Annotated in this window: 22 protein-coding genes; 12 read left to right on the forward strand and 10 right to left on the reverse strand. The window is 71.3% G+C overall.

The window, feature by feature from the left end:
* Positions 1-81: 81 nt before the first annotated feature.
* Positions 82-894: a hypothetical protein gene (locus tag WA616_RS15430; RefSeq protein ID WP_336031164.1), complete on the reverse strand. Its 813-nt coding sequence runs from the start codon at positions 892-894 to the stop codon at positions 82-84.
* A gap of 130 nt (positions 895-1,024) precedes the next feature.
* On the opposite strand from WA616_RS15430, the gene WA616_RS15435 reads away from it, so the two are divergent.
* Positions 1,025-1,867, forward strand: coding sequence for a trypsin-like serine protease (locus WA616_RS15435; protein WP_336031166.1), 843 nt, complete (start codon positions 1,025-1,027; stop codon positions 1,865-1,867).
* 67 nt (positions 1,868-1,934) lie between these two features.
* On the opposite strand, the gene WA616_RS15440 is transcribed toward WA616_RS15435, so the two are convergent.
* A complete protein-coding gene (locus WA616_RS15440) occupies positions 1,935-2,162 on the reverse strand; it encodes a hypothetical protein (protein WP_336031167.1) in 228 nt (75 codons plus the stop codon).
* A gap of 125 nt (positions 2,163-2,287) precedes the next feature.
* Here WA616_RS15440 and WA616_RS15445 point away from each other — a divergent pair, with 125 nt between their 5' ends.
* Positions 2,288-3,460, forward strand: coding sequence for a hypothetical protein (locus WA616_RS15445; RefSeq protein WP_336031168.1), 1,173 nt, complete (start codon positions 2,288-2,290; stop codon positions 3,458-3,460).
* Positions 3,461-3,466: 6 nt separating this feature from the next.
* On the opposite strand, the gene WA616_RS15450 is transcribed toward WA616_RS15445, so the two are convergent.
* Positions 3,467-4,192 (reverse strand): endonuclease/exonuclease/phosphatase family protein, encoded by a 726-nt coding sequence (locus WA616_RS15450; protein WP_336031169.1) that lies wholly within the window; start codon positions 4,190-4,192, stop codon positions 3,467-3,469.
* Between the two features lie 162 nt (positions 4,193-4,354).
* On the opposite strand from WA616_RS15450, the gene WA616_RS15455 reads away from it, so the two are divergent.
* From WA616_RS15455 to bla, 4 genes are read left to right on the forward strand one after another with little or no spacing between them, the layout of a single operon-like run.
* Complete coding sequence (locus WA616_RS15455; protein WP_336031170.1) at positions 4,355-5,566, forward strand: hypothetical protein; 1,212 nt, start codon at positions 4,355-4,357, stop codon at positions 5,564-5,566.
* A gap of 14 nt (positions 5,567-5,580) precedes the next feature.
* On the forward strand, positions 5,581-6,753 hold the full coding sequence (locus WA616_RS15460) for a hypothetical protein (protein ID WP_336031171.1): 1,173 nt from the start codon (positions 5,581-5,583) through the stop codon (positions 6,751-6,753).
* A gap of 27 nt (positions 6,754-6,780) precedes the next feature.
* A complete protein-coding gene (locus WA616_RS15465) occupies positions 6,781-7,296 on the forward strand; it encodes an HAD domain-containing protein (RefSeq protein ID WP_336031172.1) in 516 nt (171 codons plus the stop codon).
* Between the two features lie 10 nt (positions 7,297-7,306).
* Positions 7,307-8,218, forward strand: a complete 912-nt coding sequence (gene bla, locus WA616_RS15470; RefSeq protein ID WP_336031174.1) for a class A beta-lactamase — start codon at positions 7,307-7,309, stop codon at positions 8,216-8,218.
* Here bla and WA616_RS15475 read toward each other — a convergent pair.
* The 3 genes from WA616_RS15475 to WA616_RS15485 all read right to left on the reverse strand — a co-directional run bounded on the left by WA616_RS15475 (position 8,215) and on the right by WA616_RS15485 (position 10,994).
* The gene (locus WA616_RS15475) at positions 8,215-9,546 is read right to left on the reverse strand and encodes a DUF4407 domain-containing protein (RefSeq protein ID WP_336031176.1); all 1,332 of its coding nucleotides are present in this window, start codon (positions 9,544-9,546) and stop codon (positions 8,215-8,217) included. The genes bla and WA616_RS15475 overlap by 4 nt on opposite strands.
* Positions 9,543-10,418 carry a hypothetical protein gene (locus WA616_RS15480; protein ID WP_336031177.1) on the reverse strand — a complete coding sequence of 292 codons (876 nt, stop codon included), beginning with the start codon at positions 10,416-10,418 and terminating at the stop codon, positions 9,543-9,545. Before WA616_RS15480 ends, WA616_RS15475 begins: the two co-directional genes overlap by 4 nt.
* Before the next feature lie 150 nt (positions 10,419-10,568).
* Positions 10,569-10,994 (reverse strand): HNH endonuclease, encoded by a 426-nt coding sequence (locus WA616_RS15485; protein ID WP_336031179.1) that lies wholly within the window; start codon positions 10,992-10,994, stop codon positions 10,569-10,571.
* 179 nt (positions 10,995-11,173) lie between these two features.
* Between WA616_RS15485 and WA616_RS15490 the strand changes: the two genes are divergently transcribed.
* Positions 11,174-12,079: a phosphorothioated DNA-binding restriction endonuclease gene (locus WA616_RS15490; protein ID WP_336031181.1), complete on the forward strand. Its 906-nt coding sequence runs from the start codon at positions 11,174-11,176 to the stop codon at positions 12,077-12,079.
* Between the two features lie 81 nt (positions 12,080-12,160).
* On the opposite strand, the gene WA616_RS15495 is transcribed toward WA616_RS15490, so the two are convergent.
* Positions 12,161-13,468: a hypothetical protein gene (locus WA616_RS15495; protein ID WP_336031182.1), complete on the reverse strand. Its 1,308-nt coding sequence runs from the start codon at positions 13,466-13,468 to the stop codon at positions 12,161-12,163.
* 378 nt (positions 13,469-13,846) lie between these two features.
* Here WA616_RS15495 and WA616_RS15500 point away from each other — a divergent pair, with 378 nt between their 5' ends.
* On the forward strand, positions 13,847-14,470 hold the full coding sequence (locus tag WA616_RS15500) for a VUT family protein (RefSeq protein WP_336031184.1): 624 nt from the start codon (positions 13,847-13,849) through the stop codon (positions 14,468-14,470).
* On the opposite strand, the gene queD is transcribed toward WA616_RS15500, so the two are convergent.
* From queD to queC, 3 genes are read right to left on the reverse strand one after another with little or no spacing between them, the layout of a single operon-like run.
* A complete protein-coding gene (gene queD, locus WA616_RS15505; protein WP_336031185.1) occupies positions 14,446-14,814 on the reverse strand; it encodes a 6-carboxytetrahydropterin synthase QueD in 369 nt (122 codons plus the stop codon). The two genes, WA616_RS15500 and queD, sit on opposite strands and share 25 nt — an antisense overlap.
* Positions 14,811-15,443 carry a 7-carboxy-7-deazaguanine synthase gene (gene queE / locus WA616_RS15510; protein ID WP_336031187.1) on the reverse strand — a complete coding sequence of 211 codons (633 nt, stop codon included), beginning with the start codon at positions 15,441-15,443 and terminating at the stop codon, positions 14,811-14,813. The genes queD and queE overlap by 4 nt, the downstream gene beginning before the upstream one ends.
* Positions 15,440-16,132 carry a 7-cyano-7-deazaguanine synthase QueC gene (queC, locus tag WA616_RS15515; RefSeq protein WP_336031189.1) on the reverse strand — a complete coding sequence of 231 codons (693 nt, stop codon included), beginning with the start codon at positions 16,130-16,132 and terminating at the stop codon, positions 15,440-15,442. Before queC ends, queE begins: the two co-directional genes overlap by 4 nt.
* A gap of 114 nt (positions 16,133-16,246) precedes the next feature.
* Here queC and WA616_RS15520 point away from each other — a divergent pair, with 114 nt between their 5' ends.
* The 4 genes from WA616_RS15520 to dbpB (WA616_RS15535) are packed head-to-tail and all read left to right on the forward strand — an operon-like array spanning position 16,247 to position 20,614.
* On the forward strand, positions 16,247-17,164 hold the full coding sequence (locus tag WA616_RS15520) for a hypothetical protein (RefSeq protein ID WP_336031190.1): 918 nt from the start codon (positions 16,247-16,249) through the stop codon (positions 17,162-17,164).
* Positions 17,161-18,300, forward strand: a complete 1,140-nt coding sequence (dbpB, locus tag WA616_RS15525; RefSeq protein WP_336031193.1) for a DGQHR domain-containing protein DpdB — start codon at positions 17,161-17,163, stop codon at positions 18,298-18,300. Before WA616_RS15520 ends, dbpB (WA616_RS15525) begins: the two co-directional genes overlap by 4 nt.
* Positions 18,297-19,529, forward strand: coding sequence for a tRNA-guanine transglycosylase DpdA (gene dpdA / locus WA616_RS15530; protein ID WP_336031195.1), 1,233 nt, complete (start codon positions 18,297-18,299; stop codon positions 19,527-19,529). The genes dbpB (WA616_RS15525) and dpdA overlap by 4 nt, the downstream gene beginning before the upstream one ends.
* Positions 19,529-20,614 carry a DGQHR domain-containing protein DpdB gene (gene dbpB / locus WA616_RS15535; protein WP_336031197.1) on the forward strand — a complete coding sequence of 362 codons (1,086 nt, stop codon included), beginning with the start codon at positions 19,529-19,531 and terminating at the stop codon, positions 20,612-20,614. Before dpdA ends, dbpB (WA616_RS15535) begins: the two co-directional genes overlap by 1 nt.
* The last annotated feature ends 83 nt before the right edge of the window (positions 20,615-20,697 follow it).

Consider the following 20,697-nt stretch of genomic DNA (forward strand, 5'->3'; position numbering starts at 1 on the left):
CTCCCCGAGCGCCGGGGGTCGTGGTTCGTCCGCCGCTCCCCCGAGTGATCGGCAGTCCCGATCGTGGTCGGGACCCGGTCGTCACACGCGTCCCACGCCGTCCCCGAGCGCGTGGAGCAGCCCGGTGGTGACGCCGGCGCCGCGGGCGACCACGACGCCGTCGCGCACGAGTTCGCCGACGGGCTCGCCGGGGGCGGGGTCGCCGGCGAAGCGGAGGCGCAGGTGGTGCTCGACGACGTCGGCCGCCGTCGTCATGAGGGTCGGCGGGCCGGGGACGGAGTAGTCGTTGCCCTCCCAGACGTGCCAGACGCCGCCGACCCGGGTGAGGCAGGCGCCCATCCGGTGCTCGTCCAGGTGCACCTGGCAGCGGTCCTCGTCGACGGCGAGGTCCCTGACGTCGCGCAGCCGGTCGAGGAGGGCGCGCGTCCCGTCGTCGACGGGAGGCACCCACATCGCCCGGCCGGCCTGCGGCGGCGTGGCCCACAGCTCCGCCGGCGTCAGGGCGGCGAAGCCGGAGAAGGCGCGGGCGCCGTGCAGGTTGCTGAAGGTGGCCCGCAGGCGGCCGTCCTGGCGCACCTCGACGCGGCCGTTGGCGCGCTGCACGCAGTCGAAGCGCCAGGCGTCGGGATGCCGGTGCACCGAGGAGCTGAAGCGGTCGGCGATCAGGAGCTCGACCTCGGCGAGGTCCCGCGCCTCCATCTCGAACCACTGGTGCCCACGGTCGAAGCGGTCGACCTGGTGGATCCCGTCGTCGCGGCGGAAGACAACGGTGCGGGCCTCGATGTCGCCGAGGTGGATCTCGCGTCCCTGCTCGACCACGACCGTCGCTCCGTGCTCGACGAGGTGGCGGTACCGGTCGACGAGGGCGGTGAGCTGCGGGTCCGGCGTCTGCACTCGTCTCACGCTACGGAACGATCCGTATCCGCTCTGGCGTGTCGTTAGCAAGTCTGCCTAACCTCCGGCGGCCGGCACGAGGCCGGCACGTGACCGAGGGGGAAACCGGATGCGGAAAACCGTCACCACGGTGGCACTGGCATCGGCGCTGGTGCTGGCCGGAGGGACCGCCGCGCAGGCGATCACGGGCAACTTCACCGACGACACCGAGCACGACTACGTCGGTCTCGCCGTCTTCTTCGACGCCGACGGCAACGCCACCCACCGCTGCTCCGGCAGCCTGCTCACCGACACCGTCTTCCTGACGGCCGGGCACTGCGTGACCCTGGACGACCAGGGCACCGTGGCCACGAGCGCGCGCGTGTACTTCGAGCAGGACGTCCAGGCGCTGGGCACCGCCTACCCGTACGACGACGAGTACGGCGTGACGTCGTCGGAGATCTACTCGTACGGCTACACCGGGCTCGGCAACATCCCCGAGACCAAGGACGCCGGGCTGATGATCCTCGACGAGCCGGTGACCACCCTGTACCCGGAGATCACCGAGTACGCCTCGCTGGCCACCGCCGGCTCGCTCGACAGCTACAAGCGCTCGCACCCGGGGAACTCGGCGACCACGACGATCTCCGGCTACGGCGTGCAGGAGAGCAACGGCAGCCAGACGAAGCAGGTCGCCTACCGGGAGCGGCTCACCGCGGAGAGCTTCATCATCGGACTCAACGGCACGAACGCCGGCGGCTACAACGTGAAGCTGTCGACCAACCCGGGCGGCGGCCGCGGCGGCACGTGCTTCGGCGACTCCGGCGGCCCGGTCCTCGTGGGCGACACCGTGACCGCGGTCAACTCGTTCGTGATGAACGGCGCCTGTGCGGGCACCGGTTTCGCCTACCGGACCGACACCCAGGACGTCATCGACTTCATCCTGGAGAAGGCCGGCGACGAGGCCGACGAGATCGAGTTCGTCACCCTCTGACGCAGTCCTGACGGGGCCGTCCCGCCGCAGCGTCGCGGTGGGACGGCCTCCGTCGTTCGCGGATCGGTCAGCAGTAGGTCTCGAAGAAGTCCGCCACGAACGGCGCAATGGGGGCGTTGCCGCTGACGAACTGGCCGAAGGCTGCGCCGCCTCCAGCCGCGGTGGCGACCGCCTGACCGTTCGCGGCGCACCCTCCACCGGTACCGGCCGGTGTGTCCGGCGCGGCGCTCGCCGTGGCGGGGGCTGCCAGGACCAGTCCGAGGGCCAGCAGCCCCGCCGTCGTCCACCTGCGCATGTCGTCCCCCAGACGCGTCGACCCCCGGTGCCAGGGACGCTAGGGCCGACGGCGCCGCGCGGACAGGGACGCAGGTCCTCGTCGGCTGCAAGTGGGGGTCAAGGGGCGGCGCGCAGGGTCGCGGCATGCGCTCGCTCCTGCCCGGCGCCGTCGCCGTCCTCCTCATCGCCGGCTGCACGAGCAGCGTCACCGGCACCCCGACCCCGGTCCCGCAGCCGGTCACGGCGTCCTCGCCGGAGGCACCCGGGTCCGTGCCGATCGACCCGAGCGCCGACGGCGAGCTGCGCGTGTCCGACGTCGCCGCCACACCCGACGGCGGTCTCACCGCGCTGCTCATCGCCGACTCGGGCAGCGACGCCCGCAGCGCGTTCGTGCGCCTCGTCCCCGGCGACGGCGGCCTGACCGTCGTCGCGGTCGCCGAGGCGACCACCTTCGCGCACCCGAGCGAGCTCGTCGTCGCGCCCGACGGCACGGTCGTCGCCCTCGCGTCGGTACCGCCCGAGGCCGGCGACGTCGCCCTCGACGGCTTCGACGGGCCCGACCTCGCGCTCGCCGTCCTCGCGCCGGGCAGCACCCAGGCGGAGCTGCGGCAGGTGGCGGCGGTCGAGGGGCTGGGCAGCCCGGACTCCGGCAACGGCGTCCTCTCCCCTGACGGCGCGACGCTGGTCGCGAGCCTGCGCTGGACCGTCGACGGCGAGACGGTCACCCGGCTCGCCACCGTCGACGTCGCCACGGGTGAGGTGACGTCGACCGCGCCGCTGGGCGTGGAGTCGGCGACCGCCTTCGACCTGGCGCTGCGCCCGGGCGGCGGGGTCGCGGCGCTGGTGACCGTCCTCGACGGCGTCGACCGCACGCTGCTCGCCGAGTTCGACGCGGCGCTGCAGCCGGTGCGGCCGCCGGTGGAGCTGGCCGCGGGGGGCTCCGGCTACGCGCTGGCCGTGCGGCCCGACGGCACCGTCGTGGTGTCGGTGTCGCCGCCCGCGGGCGAGGCGGAGACGGCGCGGCTGGTCGTGGTGCGCGGCGATCTCGTGCAGACGGCGGCGGAGCTGCCCGCGGTGGCGATCGACCTGGCCGTCACGGCGGACGGCGCCGTGCACGTCAGCTGGACCGGCGCCGACGGCGCCCCCACGCTGGCGACGGTCGACCTGGTGAGCGGTGAGGTCGTCGGCGAGGTGGCGCTGTGCGCGAGCGGGGTCGCCGGCCCGGTCGGTCTCTCGGCCGACGGGCAGGCGGTCCTCGTGACCGCGGCCTGTTACGAGGACGGCGTCCCGTCCGACCTCGCGCTGCTGGTCAGCTGACGGCGGTCAGGTCAGGACGACGTCGGCCGTGTAGGCGGCGTGGTCGCTGAGGTCCTTGCCGTTGGTCCGGAGCGGGAGGTGGGTCTTGGCGGGGTCACCGGTGAAATGCCGGCTGACGGCGATGTGGTCGATCGACCGCATCAGGCCCTTGAGGTGGTCGGCGTCCGCTGTCAACGCGGTCAGGCCGAGGGAGTCGAGGGCCGCCAGCAGGGCCTCCATCCCCGTCACCGTGCCGCCGTGGATGGGGCGCCGCAGCGGCTGGTTGAAGTCCCCACCCCACACGAGCGGCTCGTCGTCCCGGCGCTCGGCGCGGATGCGCTCGACGTGGTGGTCCAGCACGAAGGCGAACTGCTGGATCTGCCCCTCCGGCAGCCCGTGCCAGTACTCGCCGGCGCCCTTCCACGGGAGGACAGAGCAGGCGATGAGCACCTGCCGGCCGTCGACCTCCACCCTGGCGAGCGCGAGCCCCTCCTCCCCCGGGTGGTCACCGGCCGCGGGCACCGGCGTGAGCGGCAGGCGGGTCTCGATGCCGGCCCAGCGCTTGGGCGCCTCCGGGTCGAAGCTCCGCGGCGGCGAGACGGCGATGCTGCCGCCGCGCGGGTGCCAGTCGCGGTGCACCTCGGTGAGCAGCCAGAGGTCGGCCTTCTGGTCGTCGAGCCAGGCCGAGATGGCCCGCCCCGTCTCGGAGGTCGAGGTCGGGCAGAGCCGCAGGTTCCACGTTCCGATGCGCACGGTGCTCCTCAGGTCGGCGGTGTCCCGACACCCTGACGTGCCCGGGTACCGGAACGGGTCCGGCGCGCGGTGCGCATCCCCCGTGTTGGCGAGACGCAAGGTCTCCGCAAGATCGCCGACCGAGAGTGCGGGCAGTCCTCCCCGATCCCCAGGAGTCCCCGCATGCGCTCGTCCCGGCTCGGCGCCGTCGCCCTGCTGTTCGTGACCGGCTGCTCGTCCACCGTCGCCGGCGCCGCCACCCCGGGCTCCGCGACGCCTGCCACCGGCCCGCTCACCGAGGTCCTCGGGACCACCGAGCTCGACGACGCCGTCGACGGTGACCTCCGCCTCTCCGACGTCGCCGCCACCCCGGACGGCGGCTTCGTGGTCCTCATGACTGGCGACCTCGGCGGTGACCACCGCAGCGCCGTCGTGGCACTGGTCCCCGGCGACGGCGGCCTCACCGTCGGCACCGTGACCGAGGGCGCCCCGTTCGCCGACCTCGGCGAGGTGCACGTGGCACCCGACGGCACCGTCGTCGCGCTGGCACCCGTGCTGCCCGAGCCCGGTGACCCCGGCAGCGGCGACGGCGGCCGCGAGCAGGACCTGGCGCTGGCCGTCCTCGCGCCGGACGAGGACGAGCCGGAGCTCGTGCGTATCGCCGCAGACGCCGAGCTCGGCACCCCCGACCTCGGCACCGGCGTCCTCTCCCCCGACGGCGCGACCCTCGTCGCCAGCCTCCGCTGGACCGTCGACGGCGGCACGGTCAACCGGCTCGCGGCCGTCGACGTCGCCACCGGCGAGATCACCGCGAGCGCACCGCTGGGGGTGGAGACGCCGGGCCAGGCGGTCGCCACCGAGCTGGCGCTCCGTCCTGACGGCGGCCTGGCCGCGCTCGTGCGCACCGACCGCGACGCCGAGGGCGACGCCGACGGCGCCGTCCTCGCGCAGTACGACGCCGACCTGCGGCCGCTCGGCACGCCCGTCGAGTTGGTGGACGAGGAGGAGAGCACCGGCTACGCGCTCGCGGCGCTGGCCGACGGCAGCGTGCTGGCCTCCGTCCTCGCCGGCGACCTCGACACCGGGGAGGGCCGGCTGGTCACCGTCCGGGACGGCGCGGTGTCCGCGACGGCCGGCTTGCCCGGCATCGGCACCGACCTCGCCGTCGCACCCGGCGGCACCCACGCCCACCTGGTGCACGGACGGTCCGGGGAGGGCGTCGGTCTGGCCGCCGTGCAGCTCGACACGGGTGAGGTCGTCGCGGACGTCGAGCTCTGCCCGGCCGGGATCCCCGCCCCGCTCGCCCTCGCCGCGGACGGGCGCACGGTCGCCGCCACGGTCGCCTGCGAGCAGGACGAGAGCCTCTACCGCGATCTCGCCGTCCTCCTCGGCTGACCGGAGGAGCTCCCGTGCACACGTCCCGGTTCATCACCGCCGCGCTGCTGCTCCTCGCCGGCTGCTCGTCTCCCGTCACCGGTACCGCGGCCCCGGCGGGCGGCGAGCCGTTCACCGAGGTCCTCGGCCGGATCGACCTCGCCGACGTCGACGACCAACTCGACCTCTACGACGTCGCCGCCACCCCCGACGGCGGCTTCGTCGCCCTGCTCACCGGCAACCTCGGGACGGCGAACCGGCAGGGCAGCGCCCTGGTCGAGCTGGTCCCGGGCGACGACGGGCTCACGGTCGGCCGGGTGACCGAGGGCGCGCCCTACGCCGGGGACGGCGCCGGTGGCGAGCTGCACGTGGCCGGCGACGGCACCGTCGTCGCGCTCGGGCCGGTGCTGTCCGGCGACGGCAGCGACGACGAGGCCTGGGACCTCGCGCTCACCGTCCTCGCGCCGGGCGCCGAGACGGTCGACGTCGTCCGGATCGCCGCCGACCCCGACCTGGGCACCCCCGACCGCGGCACGGGCGTCCTGTCCGCCGACGGCGAGACGCTCTACGCCGGCCTCGAGTGGGAGGGCGACGGCGAGAGCACGCACCGGCTCGCCGCGGTCGACGTCGCCACCGGCGAGGTCCTCGCGAGTGCGGACCTCCAGCTGGACAGGTCGGTACCGCCGGACGCCGACGAGCTGGCGCTGCGGCCCGGCGGAGGAGTGGCCGCGCTCGTGCACGGCGCCGCCGACGGCGTCGTGCTGGCCGAGTACGACGCCGACCTGCGGCTGGTCCGCGAGCCGGTCGAGGTGGTGCCCGGCGAGACCGCCACGGGGTACGGGCTGCAGGTCCTCGCCGACGGCACCGCGGTGGTGTCGGTCGGGGTCACCGGCGACCGGGCCGACGCGCTCCTGGTGACGCTTCAGGACGGCGAGGTGCGGGCCGCCCACACGGTCCCCGGCGTGGCGACCGAGCTCGTCGTCGACCGCGCCGAGCGGGTCGCCTACCTGGGCCACTCGCGAGCGGAGGGCGGAGCCGCCGTCGCCACCGTCGATCTTGGCACCGGTGAGGTGCTCGCCGACGTCGTCCTGTGCGAGGGGCTCGGCGCCGCGGCTGACGTCGCCCTCGCTGCCGACGGGAGCACATTGGCCGCCACCGCCGAGTGCCCAGGCGAGGGCTCGTCGCGGCTCACCTGGCTGCTGGGCTGAGGACGCCCCCGGCGGGTAGGCATGGGCATGGCCGATGACCGTCCGATCCTGCTGCTCGACGTCGACGGCGTGCTCAACGCGCCCCGCCGCGAGCTGCCCGCGGGATGGCAGCAGGGGTCGTTCAACGGGTACCGGCTGGCGTGGGACCCGACCATCACCGCGCGGCTGCGGGAGCTGCACGAGTCGGGCCGGGTGGAGATCCAGTGGCTGACCACCTGGGCCGGCGACGCCGACCGGCTGCTCGCCGAGCCCATGGGCCTACCGCGGGGGCTCCGGGTGCACGCCCGCGCCGGCGCCGCGCCGACCGGGTTCCTCGGCGTCTTCGGCGGCGGCTCGGGCTGGTGGAAGCTCACCGCCGCGCAGGAGGTGGCCGCGGCCGAGCCCGACCGGCGGATCGTGTGGATCGACGACGACCTCGCCGAGCAGGCCGACGACACCGGCGACTGGCTGGCCGCGAACCCGCACGTGCTCGTGGTCGCGCCGGACCTGTCCGTCGGGCTCACCCACGAGCAGCTCGACCGGGTCGAGGAGTGGCTCGGGTAGAACGGCGGGCGTGCGCCGCGCCCCGCTGACCGGTCTCGTGTGCGTGGTCGTCGCCCTGGCGGCGTGCGGCTCCCCGTCGACGGCGGCTCCTCCCCCGGCAACCACCACCTCCACCGCCACGAGCGCACCGGCCCCGGACATGTCCGCGGAGTTCGCCGCCCTCGAGGCACGCTTCGACGCCCGGCTCGGCGTCTTCGCCGTCGACACCGGCTCCGGCGCCACGCTCGAGCACCGGGCCGACGAGCGGTTCGCCTACGCCAGCACGATCAAGGCGCTGGCGGCCGGGGCGCTGCTGGCGCGGACGTCGCCGTCGGACCTGCAGCGGCCGGTGCCCGTCACCCCCGCGGACCTGACGACGGCGTACTCGCCGGTGACCGAGACCCGGGTCGGCGGGAGCATGACGCTCGCGGAGCTGTGCGACGCCGCCGTGCGCTACAGCGACAACACCGCGCTCAACCTGCTGCTGCGCGAGCTCGGCGGCCCGGCCGGTCTCGACGCGGCGCTGGAGGCCATCGGCGACGACGTCACCGAGGTGGCGCACACCGAGCCGGAGCTCAACAGCGCCGTCCCCGGCGATCCCCGCGACACGACGACGCCCCGCGCGCTGGCCGGGTCGCTGCGCGCCTACGCGGTGGACGGGCCGGGCGTCGCCGAGGAGGACCGCGCGCAGCTCCTCGACTGGCTGCGGCGCAACACCACCGGCGACGCGCTCATCCGCGCCGGCATGCCCGCCGGCTGGGACGTCGGCGACAAGACCGGCACCGGCGCGTACGGCACCCGCAACGACGTCGCCGTGCTCACCCCGCTCGGGCGGGCGCCGATCGTGGTGGCCGTCATGTCGAGCCGGGACGAGCCGGACGCCGACCACGACGACGTGCTGATAGCGGAGGCGGCCCGCGTCGTCGTCGCGGCGCTCGGCTAGTGCTTGGTGAGGACGGTGCCGTTGACGTGCGGTGAGCGGGCCAGCTGCTCGTCGCGCCAGCGGTCGACGCCGTCGCGGGTGACGTCGAGCTGGGCCTCGAGCACCATCCCGGTCGCCCGTGACTCGGCCTCCAGCGTGCGCGCCGCCCGCGCCTCGGCGGCCGCGAGCGCCGAGCGCGCCAGCACCTCGGCCTCCTCGTACTCGGTCTGCATGCGCAGCCGCACGCGCTCCTCGACCTTCTCGTCGCCGAGGGCGAGCAGGCGCTCGTAGAGGGAGGGCGGGGCGAGCGCGAGCATCGTCTTGAACAGGATCGGCAGGCACTCGATCGCCGTCATGAACCAGAACAGCAGTCGGTGCGCCGTCGCCAGGGTCGGGTTGCCCTCCTCCAGGCGGGACATCGCGGTGAGCCGGGCGAGGATGCCGTCGCTGTCGTCGACCGCGGCCTCGTGCGCGGCGGCCTCGGCGGCGAGCCGCCGCTGCAGCGAGGTGACGTCGGCGCGCAGGCCGGCGAGCTCGTTCTGCTGGTCGACGGTCTTCTGCGCCTCCTCGCTCTGCAGCTGCTCGAAGGTCTGCGCCTTGAGCGCGTCGAGCTCCGCAGCGAGGGCGTCGCGTTCGGCGCGGAGCCGGTCGCGGTCGGCGCGGCGGGCGTCGGTGGCCGGGCCGAAGCCCTGGTCGCCGGTGCCGCCGGTGCCGTCGATCTCGGCGTTGTAGGCAGCCTCCGCCGCCTCGTAGCGCGCGGTCACCTCGTCGAGCCGGCGCTGCATGTCGACGACGGCGGGCGCCTCGTTCACGTCGTCCTGCGTGACGCCGTCGGCGAGGTCGGCCTCCAGCTCGGCGATCCGCGCCTGCTTGTCCCGCAGGTCCACGGTCCGGCTGTCGGCCTGCATGCGCTGGTTGAACTCGTCCTCCGCCTCCGCCGCCATGACCTCCACCTCGGTGGCGATCTCGGCGCTGAAGACGGCGAGCGTCAGCGGGGTGGAGACGACGGCGCCGATGAGGACGGCGAGCACCACGCGCGGCAGCGCCATGGCCAGCGTGCTCCACCAGCGCTTCAGGCGCGGCGAGGAGACGACCAGCCACCGGTCGAGGTTGAGGATGACCAGCCCCCACACCAGGCCGCCGGCGACCGCGACCGGCACCCACAGGTCCAGCGCGATGTGCAGGGCGTAGCTCGCCGAGACGACGGCGAGGCCGGCGGTGGAGAGCAGGACCGCGCCCATCGCGACCTGCTTGCCGCGCTCCTTGGGCGCCTCGCGCAGGACCTCGCGGTTGGCGCCGGCGACGGTGAGGAGGTGCTCGCTCAGGGCGGCTCGGCTGAGGGACTTCACCGGGGGTCCTTCCGGGTGGCGCGGCGCAGGCTGTCGACCAGCGAGCCGGGGACGCCGACGAGCCGCGGCGTCACCTCGATCCGCGGGTGCAGCGCGTCCTGGGTGGCCCAGAAGGCGTCGAGCCGCTGGGTGACGGGCGAGGTGGCGCCGACGGTGGCGGCGACGTCGGCGTGCAGGGACACCGGCGGGGGTGCGGCGACGGTGGGCAGGTCGAGCTGCGGAACGGCCACCGCGACGACGACGGGCGTGGCCGCGGGCGTCGTCGAGAAGCGGTTGCGGCCGGTGACCTCGATGCGGCGGCTGGCGTGCACGTGGACGAGCGCCTCGCCGCAGGGCGGGTGGCCGCCGCGGCCGTCGACGACGACGTCGCGGGCGTGCTCGAAGCACCAGGTGACGAGAACGGCCGAGCCCGGCCGGACGATCGTGTGGCTCACCGAGAGGGCGCGCAGGACGGGCACCTGGGTGTCGGAGGCGCCGGCGTCGGCGGCGATGCCGTGCCGGCAGGCGAGCAGCTGCGGTTCCTGCTCGGTCGCCGTCCGGCCGGAGGTGGCCTCCTCGCGCCAGTCGCGGATCCAGCGGTCGGTCCACGGCAGCGACGAGTCGCGCCGCTGCGGCGGGCGCGGGCCGCGGGCGGGTCCGCGGCCGCCGCCGGTGTCCCGCCACGCCTTGGCGCGCAGCCAGGCGAGGAGCAGGAGGAGGAAGAAGGACCAGAGGAAGGCCTCGGCGAGGTCCTTGAGGAAGCCGGCGACGCGGTCGGCCTCGAGCGAGCCGCTCCACTCGGTGTTGTTGCTCAGCGCGACGAAGCCGGCCAGGAGCAGGACCGCCGCCCACCCGACGACGAGCGGATCGCGGCGCAGCGGCTCCCGGAACACGTCTCCCCCACCTGCGGGACGTCCCCGCTGTCAGCACACCCTCGGACCACCGGAACTCGATCGGATCGGAGTCCTCGGAAGTCGTACCGGGCGGGGCCGACGGAAGGCAGGGTGCGCTCACCCGTCCGGGTCAGGCGGCGTCCCCAGCGCTCACGCAGGCGTGGGCGAGGTCACCTCGGCCGGGCGCTGCGGCCGGCGCACGACCGCCGTCGGGGCGCCGGGCGGGAAGTAGGCCGCCCGCCGGTGGGCCAGCCGGCGCAGCTGCCAGTCCCACGGCACGCGCGCCGACTTCCGCTTGTTGTGACGCCGGCAGAGCGCCTGTGCGTTCTCGACGGCGGTGGCGCCGCCGCGGCTGTGCGGGTGCACGTGGTCGGCCTGCAGGTCCTCGGTCGCCCGGCAGCGGCCGCCAACGACGGGGTGATGCTCGCACCGGTGGCCGGACCGGTTGACGACCACACGCCGGTGGTCCGGGAGAACCGCTGGACGGGGTCGCGCGGGTGCCGGCCGTGGACGACGGCGCGCGCCACCCCGACCACCTTCACCAGCGCGAGGACGGCGAGGAGCGTGACGAGCCACGGCCGGCCGAGGACCTCATGCAGGACGCCGCTGACCACACCGCCGAAGACGTCGGACGATTCGAGGGCGGGGGCGGTCGCGGTCACGCGAGGAGGGTCGGCCGTCTCGTGCATCGGTTGGAGGCGGGCTCCCGGCGTCTCGCTCCGGAGGGTGGCGCCGCCGTCGGAGACACTGGGGTCGTGACGGTTCCGGATCCTCAGGCGGCCGCGGTCCTCGAGCAGTTGGCGTCGTTGCGCCAGCACCAGCAGGACGGGCGCCGCTCACCGCACAAGCCGCTGCTGGTGCTCCTCGCGCTGAGCCGGCTGGCGGCCAGCGGATCGAGCGAGCTGCCCTGGGACGTCGCCGAGCAGGAGCTCGCGGACCTGCTCGAGGAGTTCGGCCCACCGTCGCGGACGGGGCGCGCGCAGAGCGCCGCCTACCCGTTCACTCGGCTGCGGTCCGACGGCGTCTGGACGCTCGACCAGGACGTGCCCATGGACAAGGTGAGTCCCCTGCGGTCGGGCGTGACCGGGCGGTTCGCGGAGTCACTCGAGGCTGCGCTGCGGTCCCGTCCGGCGCTGGTGGGCGACGTCGCCCGCGGGCTGGTGGAGGCACACTTCCCGGCCACCGTGGCGCCCGACGTGCTCGTCGCCGTCGGACTGGACCCGGAGCTCCTGCACGGCGGCGCGGGCGATCCCGTCGCCAAGCGGAAGCGCAGCAGCACCTGGCCGGCGCAGGTGCTCGAGGCGTGGGACCGGCAGTGCGCGTTCTGCGGCTTCGACGGTCAGGTCGGCGGCGTCCCCGTGGCACTCGAGGCGGCGCACATCCGCTGGTTCACCGTCGACGGGCCCGACGAGCTCGACAACGGTCTGGCGCTCTGCTCGCTGCACCACAAGCTGTTCGACCGGGGCGTCCTCGGCCTCGACGACGAGCTGACCGTCGTGGTGTCGCAGCGCTTCTCCGCCCGCACGCCCCCCGGCCAGGCGGTCTACGACCTGCACGGACGCCGGCTGCGCCCGCGGCCGGGCACGCCGACGCCGGCCGAGCGTCACGTCATCTGGCACCGCGAACAGGTCTTCCATGCAGCGCCATTGGCGTCCTGCTGACTTCTGGACGTCAGCCGATCCGCAGTCGGGGTCTGCAGTCGACCTCCGTCTGTCGCCGCCCTACATCGCGCCGACGGTTCGTCATGCCGCCACAGCGGGGAACACGACGAGTGATCCGTCCCTCTTGCGCTCGATCTCGATCGCCACGTCCGCACGGTGCGCCCCGCGGTCGAGGTCGTCACCCAAGGCGCGCAGACGGTAGGCAACCTTCAGCAGGTCGTCCACGGCTCCTTGCGTCCACACAAGGCTTTGGAACCCGCTGGACGGTTTCAGTTCGAGAGTCGAGAGCCGTAGGAGGACCGAGGAGATATCAGACTCGAGCTCGTCGACACGTCGCTCGTCGTCCTGCAAGCTCCGCATGAAGGTCGTGAACGGGTGGTTGGCACCGTCCCGTTGGGCATGCTCGACCGCCTGGAGGACGAGCACTCGACGCTTCAGCGCGATCGCCAGCCTTGCGATCTCCAGGTGCACGCGGAACGCACCGCCGTCCTCGTTGATGCCAGGAAACGCCTGGGTGAGGGCTCCGATCTCGACCGGTCCCTCCGGCAAGGCAGCGAGCGCGGCCTGCCACTTCACGAGACGACTGCGGGTCCGTTCGATGGACGTGCTGATTGCGTACACCGCTGAATCGAGGCCCAGGGACGCACCGACGCGACCTTGGTCGAGAAGAACTGAGGTGGCCTTGTCGATGGCGTCGCGACAACCGCTGAGCTCATCGCGCTCGTTGTTCAGTTTGTCCTCGTGCAGTCGCTCCAACAGATCGGTGATCCGCTCGATCGCCGCCTGACGTTGATGGTCGGCATAGGCGCTGACGCTGACTGCGACGGCCATGAGCACGAGCGGCGCAGCCACGGTCAGCGCCCCCGCTCCTGCAACTGCGACGCCGGCGGTCGCAGCCGATCCGGTCGCCGCTCCCGCTGCGGCGGTGCTCGCAACGGGCACGAAGGTGGCGTTGGCGGCGATCCCGGTGGAGTTCATGAGCGCACTGTGCACTCCCCCGGCGACCTCCTTGGAGGGCATGGACCGGATGAGCCCCTTGCCCACCTCAGCGGCCACCTTGGCCGGTACCACCATCCTGTAGAGGATCTCGCCGCCAGTCGCGAGATGCTCCGATGGCGCGGCCTTGGCGGTGTTCGACACGAGTTGCGACAAGTGCTGCGCGAGGGGACTGGCTGACTGAAGCGGAATACCACCACTCCGGGCGCGAATAACTGAGAGGGGGTGAGCCTCCAAGGTGGCGATCGGGGTGTTCGCCAGGGTCGCCAAGACCGTTCTCAGCTCGCCAAGTCGCGCGGGAGTCATGCCCTCGTGCCCAAACAAGTCCGGAACACTGACGTCTTCCGTGGCCAGGGTCCAGACCGGCACGGCAGAACGGCTGTCGTCAGACACGTCTGATTCCTCCCCGAAGTGACGCCCTGGCACCAGGCGACGTCATGGACACCGGGAAGCAGGCTAGGTGTGCGGTAGGACGGCGAACGGCATTCCTACCGAGGTGATGAGCGCGGCGGCCTCGTCTGTCACCGCCGCCACACAACTCCCTGCCGTCTCGGGACGTGCACGGACGGCATCAGGCGCGAAGGTGTCCCGCCCTGGGTCAGGGGAGAGACTCCGACATCTGTAGCTCACGCGTACACGGGCCTGAAACCCGCGACGAGGCACCGCCGACCCTCAGGCCGGAGGGCAGCCCCGTGTCACCTGGGCTCCATGTCGCACGGATAACGCGACGCCTTGCACTCGTCTGTCGGAGTCGGATGAGAGCCTCGAGGCATGAGCGCCGCCTCACCGTGGAACCGCCGACTCCTCAGTGGGGTCCTGGCACTGGCATTGTTGAGCACCGTCGTCGGCGCCAACTGGCTCGTGTCCACCTTCGGCGTCATCCCCGCAGGGTTCGGCCTGATGGTGCCCGCCGGCACCTATGCAGCCGGCCTGGCTCTGGGGCTCCGCGACGGGCTGGACCGCCTCGGCGGGTTCAGGTGGGTCCTGCCCACCATCGCCTTGGGCGTCGTCCTGTCTGCGTTGCTCGCCGGCCCTGGTATCGCAGTTGCGTCTGCCGCAGCCTTCGCGCTCGGGGAGTTGACCGACCTGTTGGTCTGGCGTCGTCTGCGACGGTCTGGCTGGCGTCGGGCGCTCGTCGCCTCGAACGCGGTCGGAGCAGTCGTCGACACGTGTGTCTTCCTGCCCCTGGCCGGCATCCCGCTGACCTCGACCAACGTCGGGGGCCAAGTCCTGGTCAAGGCCGTCTATGTGACGGCCAGCATCCTGGTCCTCGTGGAGATCGCCCGGCGCGTCGCCCTCGAGGTTGCCGGACGTCCCCAGGCGACGGGCGGTGGACGACGGAGCGAGCAGCTCGCTCCCAGCGGCTCGGTTCACACCGAGGGCGCTCCCCGGTAGACCACGCCGGAGTTCGCCGTCTCGCTCACACCGACGCTGTAGAGGTCGGGCAGGACATCGATCAGACGCGCCCAGAGCCACTGAGCAAGCAGCTCACTCGTCGGGTTGTCCAACCCGGGGACGTCGTTGAGCACCTTGTGGTCGAGCTCCGCCTCGAGGGGACGGAAGGCTTCCTTGATGTCGCCGAAGTCGCAGACCCACCCCGCGACGGGATCCACCTCGCCACGCAACCGGATCTCGACGGTGTAGGTGTGCCCGTGCATGTTGCCGCATTTGTGACCGGCCGGGACCTTGGGCAGATAGTGCGCGGCATCGAAGGAGAAGGTGCGCCACAACTCGGTCATCGGATCCTCAGGTACTTGTGGGTCTGGAGGCTCAGGGACCACTGCGGATTGCTCATGCAGTACGCGACGGCTCGGGCCGTGTTGTCCTCGACGCGCTGGTCGTCGAGCGGTTGCAGTCGGAACGAGCGGAAGTCGAGTGACTCGAAGCTCTCGGGAAGCGCCCCGGGCTGGGGGAAGACCAACTTCAACTCGTCGCCGCTCGTGATGACCAGGTCAGCGCCTGCCTTGGGGCTGACACAGAGCCAGTCGAGCCCCCGAGGAGGACGCTGCGTGCCGTTGGTCTCCACTGCGATCTCGAAACCGCGGTCGTGGAGCGCATCGACGGCAGGTTCGTCGAGTTGGAGGAGCGGTTCGCCTCCGGTGCACACGACGAAGGGCCGCCCACCGCCGGGCCACCGTCGGGCGACTGCCTCCGCCAGTGCGTCCGCGCCGACGTACTTGCCCCCACCTTCGCCATCGACACCGACGAAGTCCGTATCACAGAACTGACACACGGCCCGGTGCCTGTCCCGCTCCAGACCGGTCCACAAGTTGCAGCGGGAGAAGCGGCAGAAGACGGCGGGACGCCCTGCATGCGCGCCTTCTCCCTGGAGCGTGTAGAAGATCTCCTTGATGAAGTACGTCTTCATCGGGGCCAGTAGGGCGTGGGGTCCACCAGGCCCGCTTCCTCGAAACCACGCAGGCGCAGGGTGCAGGAGTCGCACTCACCGCAGGACCCGCGCTCGTCAGCCCGGTAGCAACTGACCGTCATGGAGTAGTCGACTCCGAGGCGGGTGCCTTCCGTGACGATGTCCGCCTTGGTCATCGCCATGAGCGGCGCATGCACGGAGATGCGCTGACGCCCCTCGACTGCAGCCGCGGTGGCCAGGTTGGCCAGGCGCTCGAAGGCCTCGATGAACTCGGGCCGGCAGTCCGGGTAGCCGCTGTAGTCGAGGGCGTTGACACCGATGAAGATGTCCTCGGCGCCCAGCACCTCGGCGTACCCCAGGGCGCAGGCCAGGAAGACCGTGTTGCGGGCGGGGACGTAGGTCGAGGGGATGCCCTCACCGATGTCCTCGTGCGTCCGGCCGACGGGGACCTCGAGCGCGTCATCGGTCAAGGAGCTCCCACCGATGTCGCCAAGTCCCACGTGGAGGACCTGGTGCTGCCTCACTCCCATCGCTGCCCCGACGGTACGTGCGGATCGCAGCTCCACCTCGTGCTTCTGCCCGTAGTCGAAGCTCAACGCGAAGGGCTCAAAGCCCCTGTCCCGGGCGATCGCCAGAACCGTCGTCGAGTCGAGTCCCCCGCTGAGCAGGACCACTGCCGGCTTACTCATGCCCACCTCCTTGTTGACGAGGACCGTAGGGGCAAGCATGCAGGACGGTGCAGTTGACACGCCAGGCGCTCCCCGGATGCGGTCGGCAACTGCAGGTGCGCGTAGATTGTCCGCGTGCAGCAATTGAGCGAAGCGCGGGTCAAGGGGCGTCTCGCACTGATCGTGTCCTGCACCGCTACGAAGCGAGTCCCTGCGACTCGCTGCGCCATGGTCCGGCACCTGGACCACGGCCCCGACAGAGTCCGCCAGTGGGTCGACCGACTCGACAGCCTGCCGGAGAGCCAGCGCCTCCCCCTCCGTCGCCTGTACGGCGGCCCCATGTGGCAGTCAGCCCTCGACCTGGAAACGCGGGCTCGGGATCTCGGTTACGCGGTCGATCTATGGGTCGCGTCCGCAGGCCTGGGGCTCGCCCCTGCGGACAGCAGCGCCCCGGCTTACGGAGCCAGCTTCTCAGGGGGGCCGGATCAGGTTGCGCCGGATCGCCACGGCCGCCGCTCCTGGTGGCTCGCGTTGCGAAAGGGGATGTTTCTGGGTCGCACCGCAACCGACCTGGCCTGCGTGCGCGAGACGGCCGACCAGGTCCTGCTCGCCCTGTCGCCGGCTTACCTCGAGCCACTCGGCGACGAACTGCAGCGGTTCGCCGACGACCCGGGGGTGGCGGTCATGTCGAGTCATCGGCCGACGAGGCAGTCCCCTGTCTCCAGTTTCGGGCTGCGGCAGCGCCTCGGCGGAACGCAGGTGACTCTCAACGCCCGCGCCGCTGCTCAGTACCTGGAACTCGTAGGTGGAAGTCCCGTCGGGAGTTCGACCGCACACCAGCGCTGGGAGGAATGGGCGGCCGACAACCGACTGCCGGAGGCGGCACCTCGTCCCCCGTTGACCGACGACGAGGTGCGCACCTTCATCCGCGAGTGCCTGAAGGTCCGCCCGATGGCTCGGACCCCCTTGTTGGTCGAACTACGCCGGTCGGGGTCGGCGTGCGAGCAGGCTCGCTTCGCACGGCTGTATCGAGAAGTGCAGGAGGCACAGTGACGGCCCCCGAGAACGTCCTCCAGCGACGAGCGCTCTCCGTGCTCCAACCGTCGGGGACGCCCGTCTTCCTCTTCACCGTTACGGCCGCGGAACTCCTCGAGGTCGCAGACATCAGTCGCATCTCACGCGACGAAGAAGGCCAACTCATCGGCTACCAGCGCCCCGAGGTCCGCCGACACGTCAACCAGATCGTCGAGTACCTCGACGGGGACTCCGTGCTCTTCCCCCATGCAGTCATCGTCGCGCTGCCGTCGACGGTCAAGTTCCGCCAGAGCCGGGGCCCCGGGACACATGACGGCCTGGCCGCGGCGGGGACACTCGAGATACCGCTGCCCAAGCCCGGCGAGCCCCGGCCCGGCTGGCTCGTGGACGGCCAGCAGCGCGCGCTTGCGCTGGCACGGACCAAGCGACAGGACCTCCCCGTTCCGGTCACCGCTTTCATCGCCGACGACATCGAGGTCCAGCGGGACCAATTCCTCCGCGTGAACAATGTGCAACCGCTCCCCCGCGGACTCGTGACTGAACTGCTGCCCGAGGTCTGGACCTCCCTCTCGCCCAAGATGAGCGCGAAGCGCATACCCAGCGCCCTGGTCGATCTGCTGAACAGGCAGCCGGCCTCTCCGTTCCACGGGCTGATCAAGCGGGCCTCAACGCCGGAAACCGAGAAGACCCAGGCCGTCGTCACCGACACCGTCCTGGTCAGCGCGATCGAGGAGAGTCTGAACTCCTCCGCTGGAGCCCTGTACCCGTACCGCAACATGGCAACGGCCGAGACCGACATCGACGGGATCTACCGCCTGCTCCTGTGCTATTGGCGTGCGGTCCGCGCGACCTTCCCTGACGCCTGGGGCCTTCCTCCGACACAGTCCCGGCTCATGCACGGCACCGGGCTGCGGGCCATGGCCCGACTGATGGACCGGGTCATGCTGACCATCGACCCCACCCACAAGGACGCCGAGGAGGCCGTCCGCCGGGAGCTCGACAAGATTGCTCAGCACTGTCGGTGGACGACGGGAGAGTGGGACGACCTCAGCGTCGCCTGGGACGCCCTCCAGAACATCCAGAGAGACATCCGCATGCTGAGCAACTACCTCGTCCGCCTGTACATCCAGGAGTCGCAGAAGGCGCGATCGTGAGGTTCTTCTTCCCGGACAGCCAGGACCAGGTCAGTCCGTCTTTCGATTTCCGCACCGAGGAGTACTCGCCGTTCCGGGTCCGGCAACGGGACGACCGCTACGCGCACGAGGTGCTCGATCCTCCGCCGTACGACGGCATCCTCGTCAGCAAGGCGATCGTCGATGGGAGCACACGGGGCGCCGGCAAGTACTCCGAAGCCCAACGATCACGGCTCTACCGCTACGGCGTCCGCGACTTCTTCCGCCTGCCTGTGGACGCCCACACGCTCGGGGACTGCGGCGCCTTCAACTACGTGAACGAGCCAGAACCCCCGTACTCGGTCACCGAGGTCGCAGACTTCTATGAGTCGATCGGCTTCGCAGCAGGCGTCTCGGTGGATCATGTGGTCCTGGCATACGACAGGCGACTCGACCTCGAGCACGGACACGAAGAGTGGCAAGAGAGACGCCGGATCTCGTTGCGCTACGCGCAGACCTTCCTCGATGAGTGTATTCGCCGCGGAGAACCCTTCGTCCCTGTCGGAGCGGCCCAGGGATGGGATCCGACGAGTTACACCGACAGTGTCCGCCAACTGCAGGACATGGGCTACAAGCGCATCGCGTTGGGCGGCATGGTCCCTTTAAAGACGGCCGACATCCTGGCCTCGCTGGCGGCCATCGACGAGGTGAGGAATGTCGACGTCGAACTCCATCTGCTGGGGATCACCCGACTAGAGTCGATGTCCGACTTCGCCCAGTACGGGGTCACAAGCTTCGACAGCACGGCGCCCTTTCGGCAGGCCTTCATGGACGACAAGAACAACTATCACGTGAGCAACGGTGAGCACTACGTCGCCATTCGTGTGCCGCAGGTCGACGCCAATCCGACAGTCAAGCGACGCGTCCTCGCCGGCGAGTTGGACCAGCGCACCCTCGTGAGCGCGGAGCGCCAGTGCCTCAGAGCGCTACGCGCTGTCGGCGAGGACGTCAAGCACACCGACGAGACCCTCGCAGCACTGACCGAGTACGAGAACCTGCTGGGCGTGAAGCGCAGCTATCTCGAGCAGTACGAGCGCACGCTCCGCAACCGCCCGTGGGAAAAGTGCTCCTGCAGCCTCTGCCGCAAGCACGGCATCCAGATCGCCATCTTCCGCGGAACCGAGCGCAACAAGAGTCGTGGTTTCCACAACCTGTCCGTCCTGTGCTCGCAGGTCCGTCAATTGCCACAGAAGACGAAGGAGGCCGCGTGATGGCCGATCGTTACGACCTCCGACTCCCTTGCATCAGACTGATGCAGGGAGAACGCGCCCTGTACTCGTTCGCCGTCGACGGCAAGCGACTCGGGGATTTCGCCGCGGTCGCGCGCGTCGGACGCGATGACGCGGGCCTGCAGGGTTACCAGCGTCCCGAGGTCCTCAAGCACATCCGGGGTATCCAGAGGTACCTGGAGAAGCCCGGCGCCCTGCTGCCGAACGCGATCGTCGTCGCGTTTGACGACAGCGTGCGATTCGAGGCGATCGACGCAGACTCCTCCGATGTCACCTACGCGGCGATGGGGATCCTCGTCATCCCAGTGGACGAATCGCAGGACGACGGGCACAAGCCCGGCTGGATCGTCGATGGCCAGCAGCGGACCGCTGCGATCCGTGAATCTGAATTGGACGAGTTCCCCGTGTGCGTCGTCTCCTTCGTCGCCAATGAGGAAGAACAGCGCGCGCAGTTCATCCTGGTCAACAACACCCGCCCACTGCCCAAGGGGCTCATCCACGAACTCCTGCCGGCCACACAGGACGAGTTGCCTCTGCCCTTGATGCGCCGCCGGCTCGCCGCCGAGGTCGTTTACCGACTCAACGTGGACCCGGACTCCCCGTTCCACGAGATGATCGCCACGCCAACGCAACCCAAGGGGATCATCAAGGACAACGCCGTCCTCCGAATGGTGGAGAACAGTGTGTACAACGGCGCTCTCTACGCCTATCGCTACGCGGACACCGGCGAGGGCGATGTCGGATCGATGGTCAGTCACCTCAAGACCTTCTGGAGCACCGTAGAGGCCACGTTTCCCGACGCATGGAAACTGCCGCCGCGATACTCGAGGCTCACTCATGGGGCCGGCATCGCTGCGCTCGGCTACGTCATGGACCGCCTCACCGAGGGAGTCCCTCTCGCTGACGTGGGTCAAGCCAGTAGCAAGGTCAGCAAGTTGGTCGGAGCGGCTTGGACGAGCGGTGAGTGGACATTCCCGACTGGGCCGCGCCGTTGGAATCAAATCCAGAACACGCCCAACGACATCCGTCTCCTGACTGATTTCCTGGTGAGTCGGCTTTCCGCGTGATGTCCCATGACACGGCCGACCATGGGGACAGGGTCGACCATGTTCACGACCGGGACAGATGGGGCGCACGTGACTCTGAGGAG

The sequence above is a fragment of the Geodermatophilus sp. FMUSA9-8 genome (genome assembly GCF_037034165.1).
In the GTDB taxonomy this organism is placed as follows: domain Bacteria; phylum Actinomycetota; class Actinomycetes; order Mycobacteriales; family Geodermatophilaceae; genus Geodermatophilus; species Geodermatophilus nigrescens.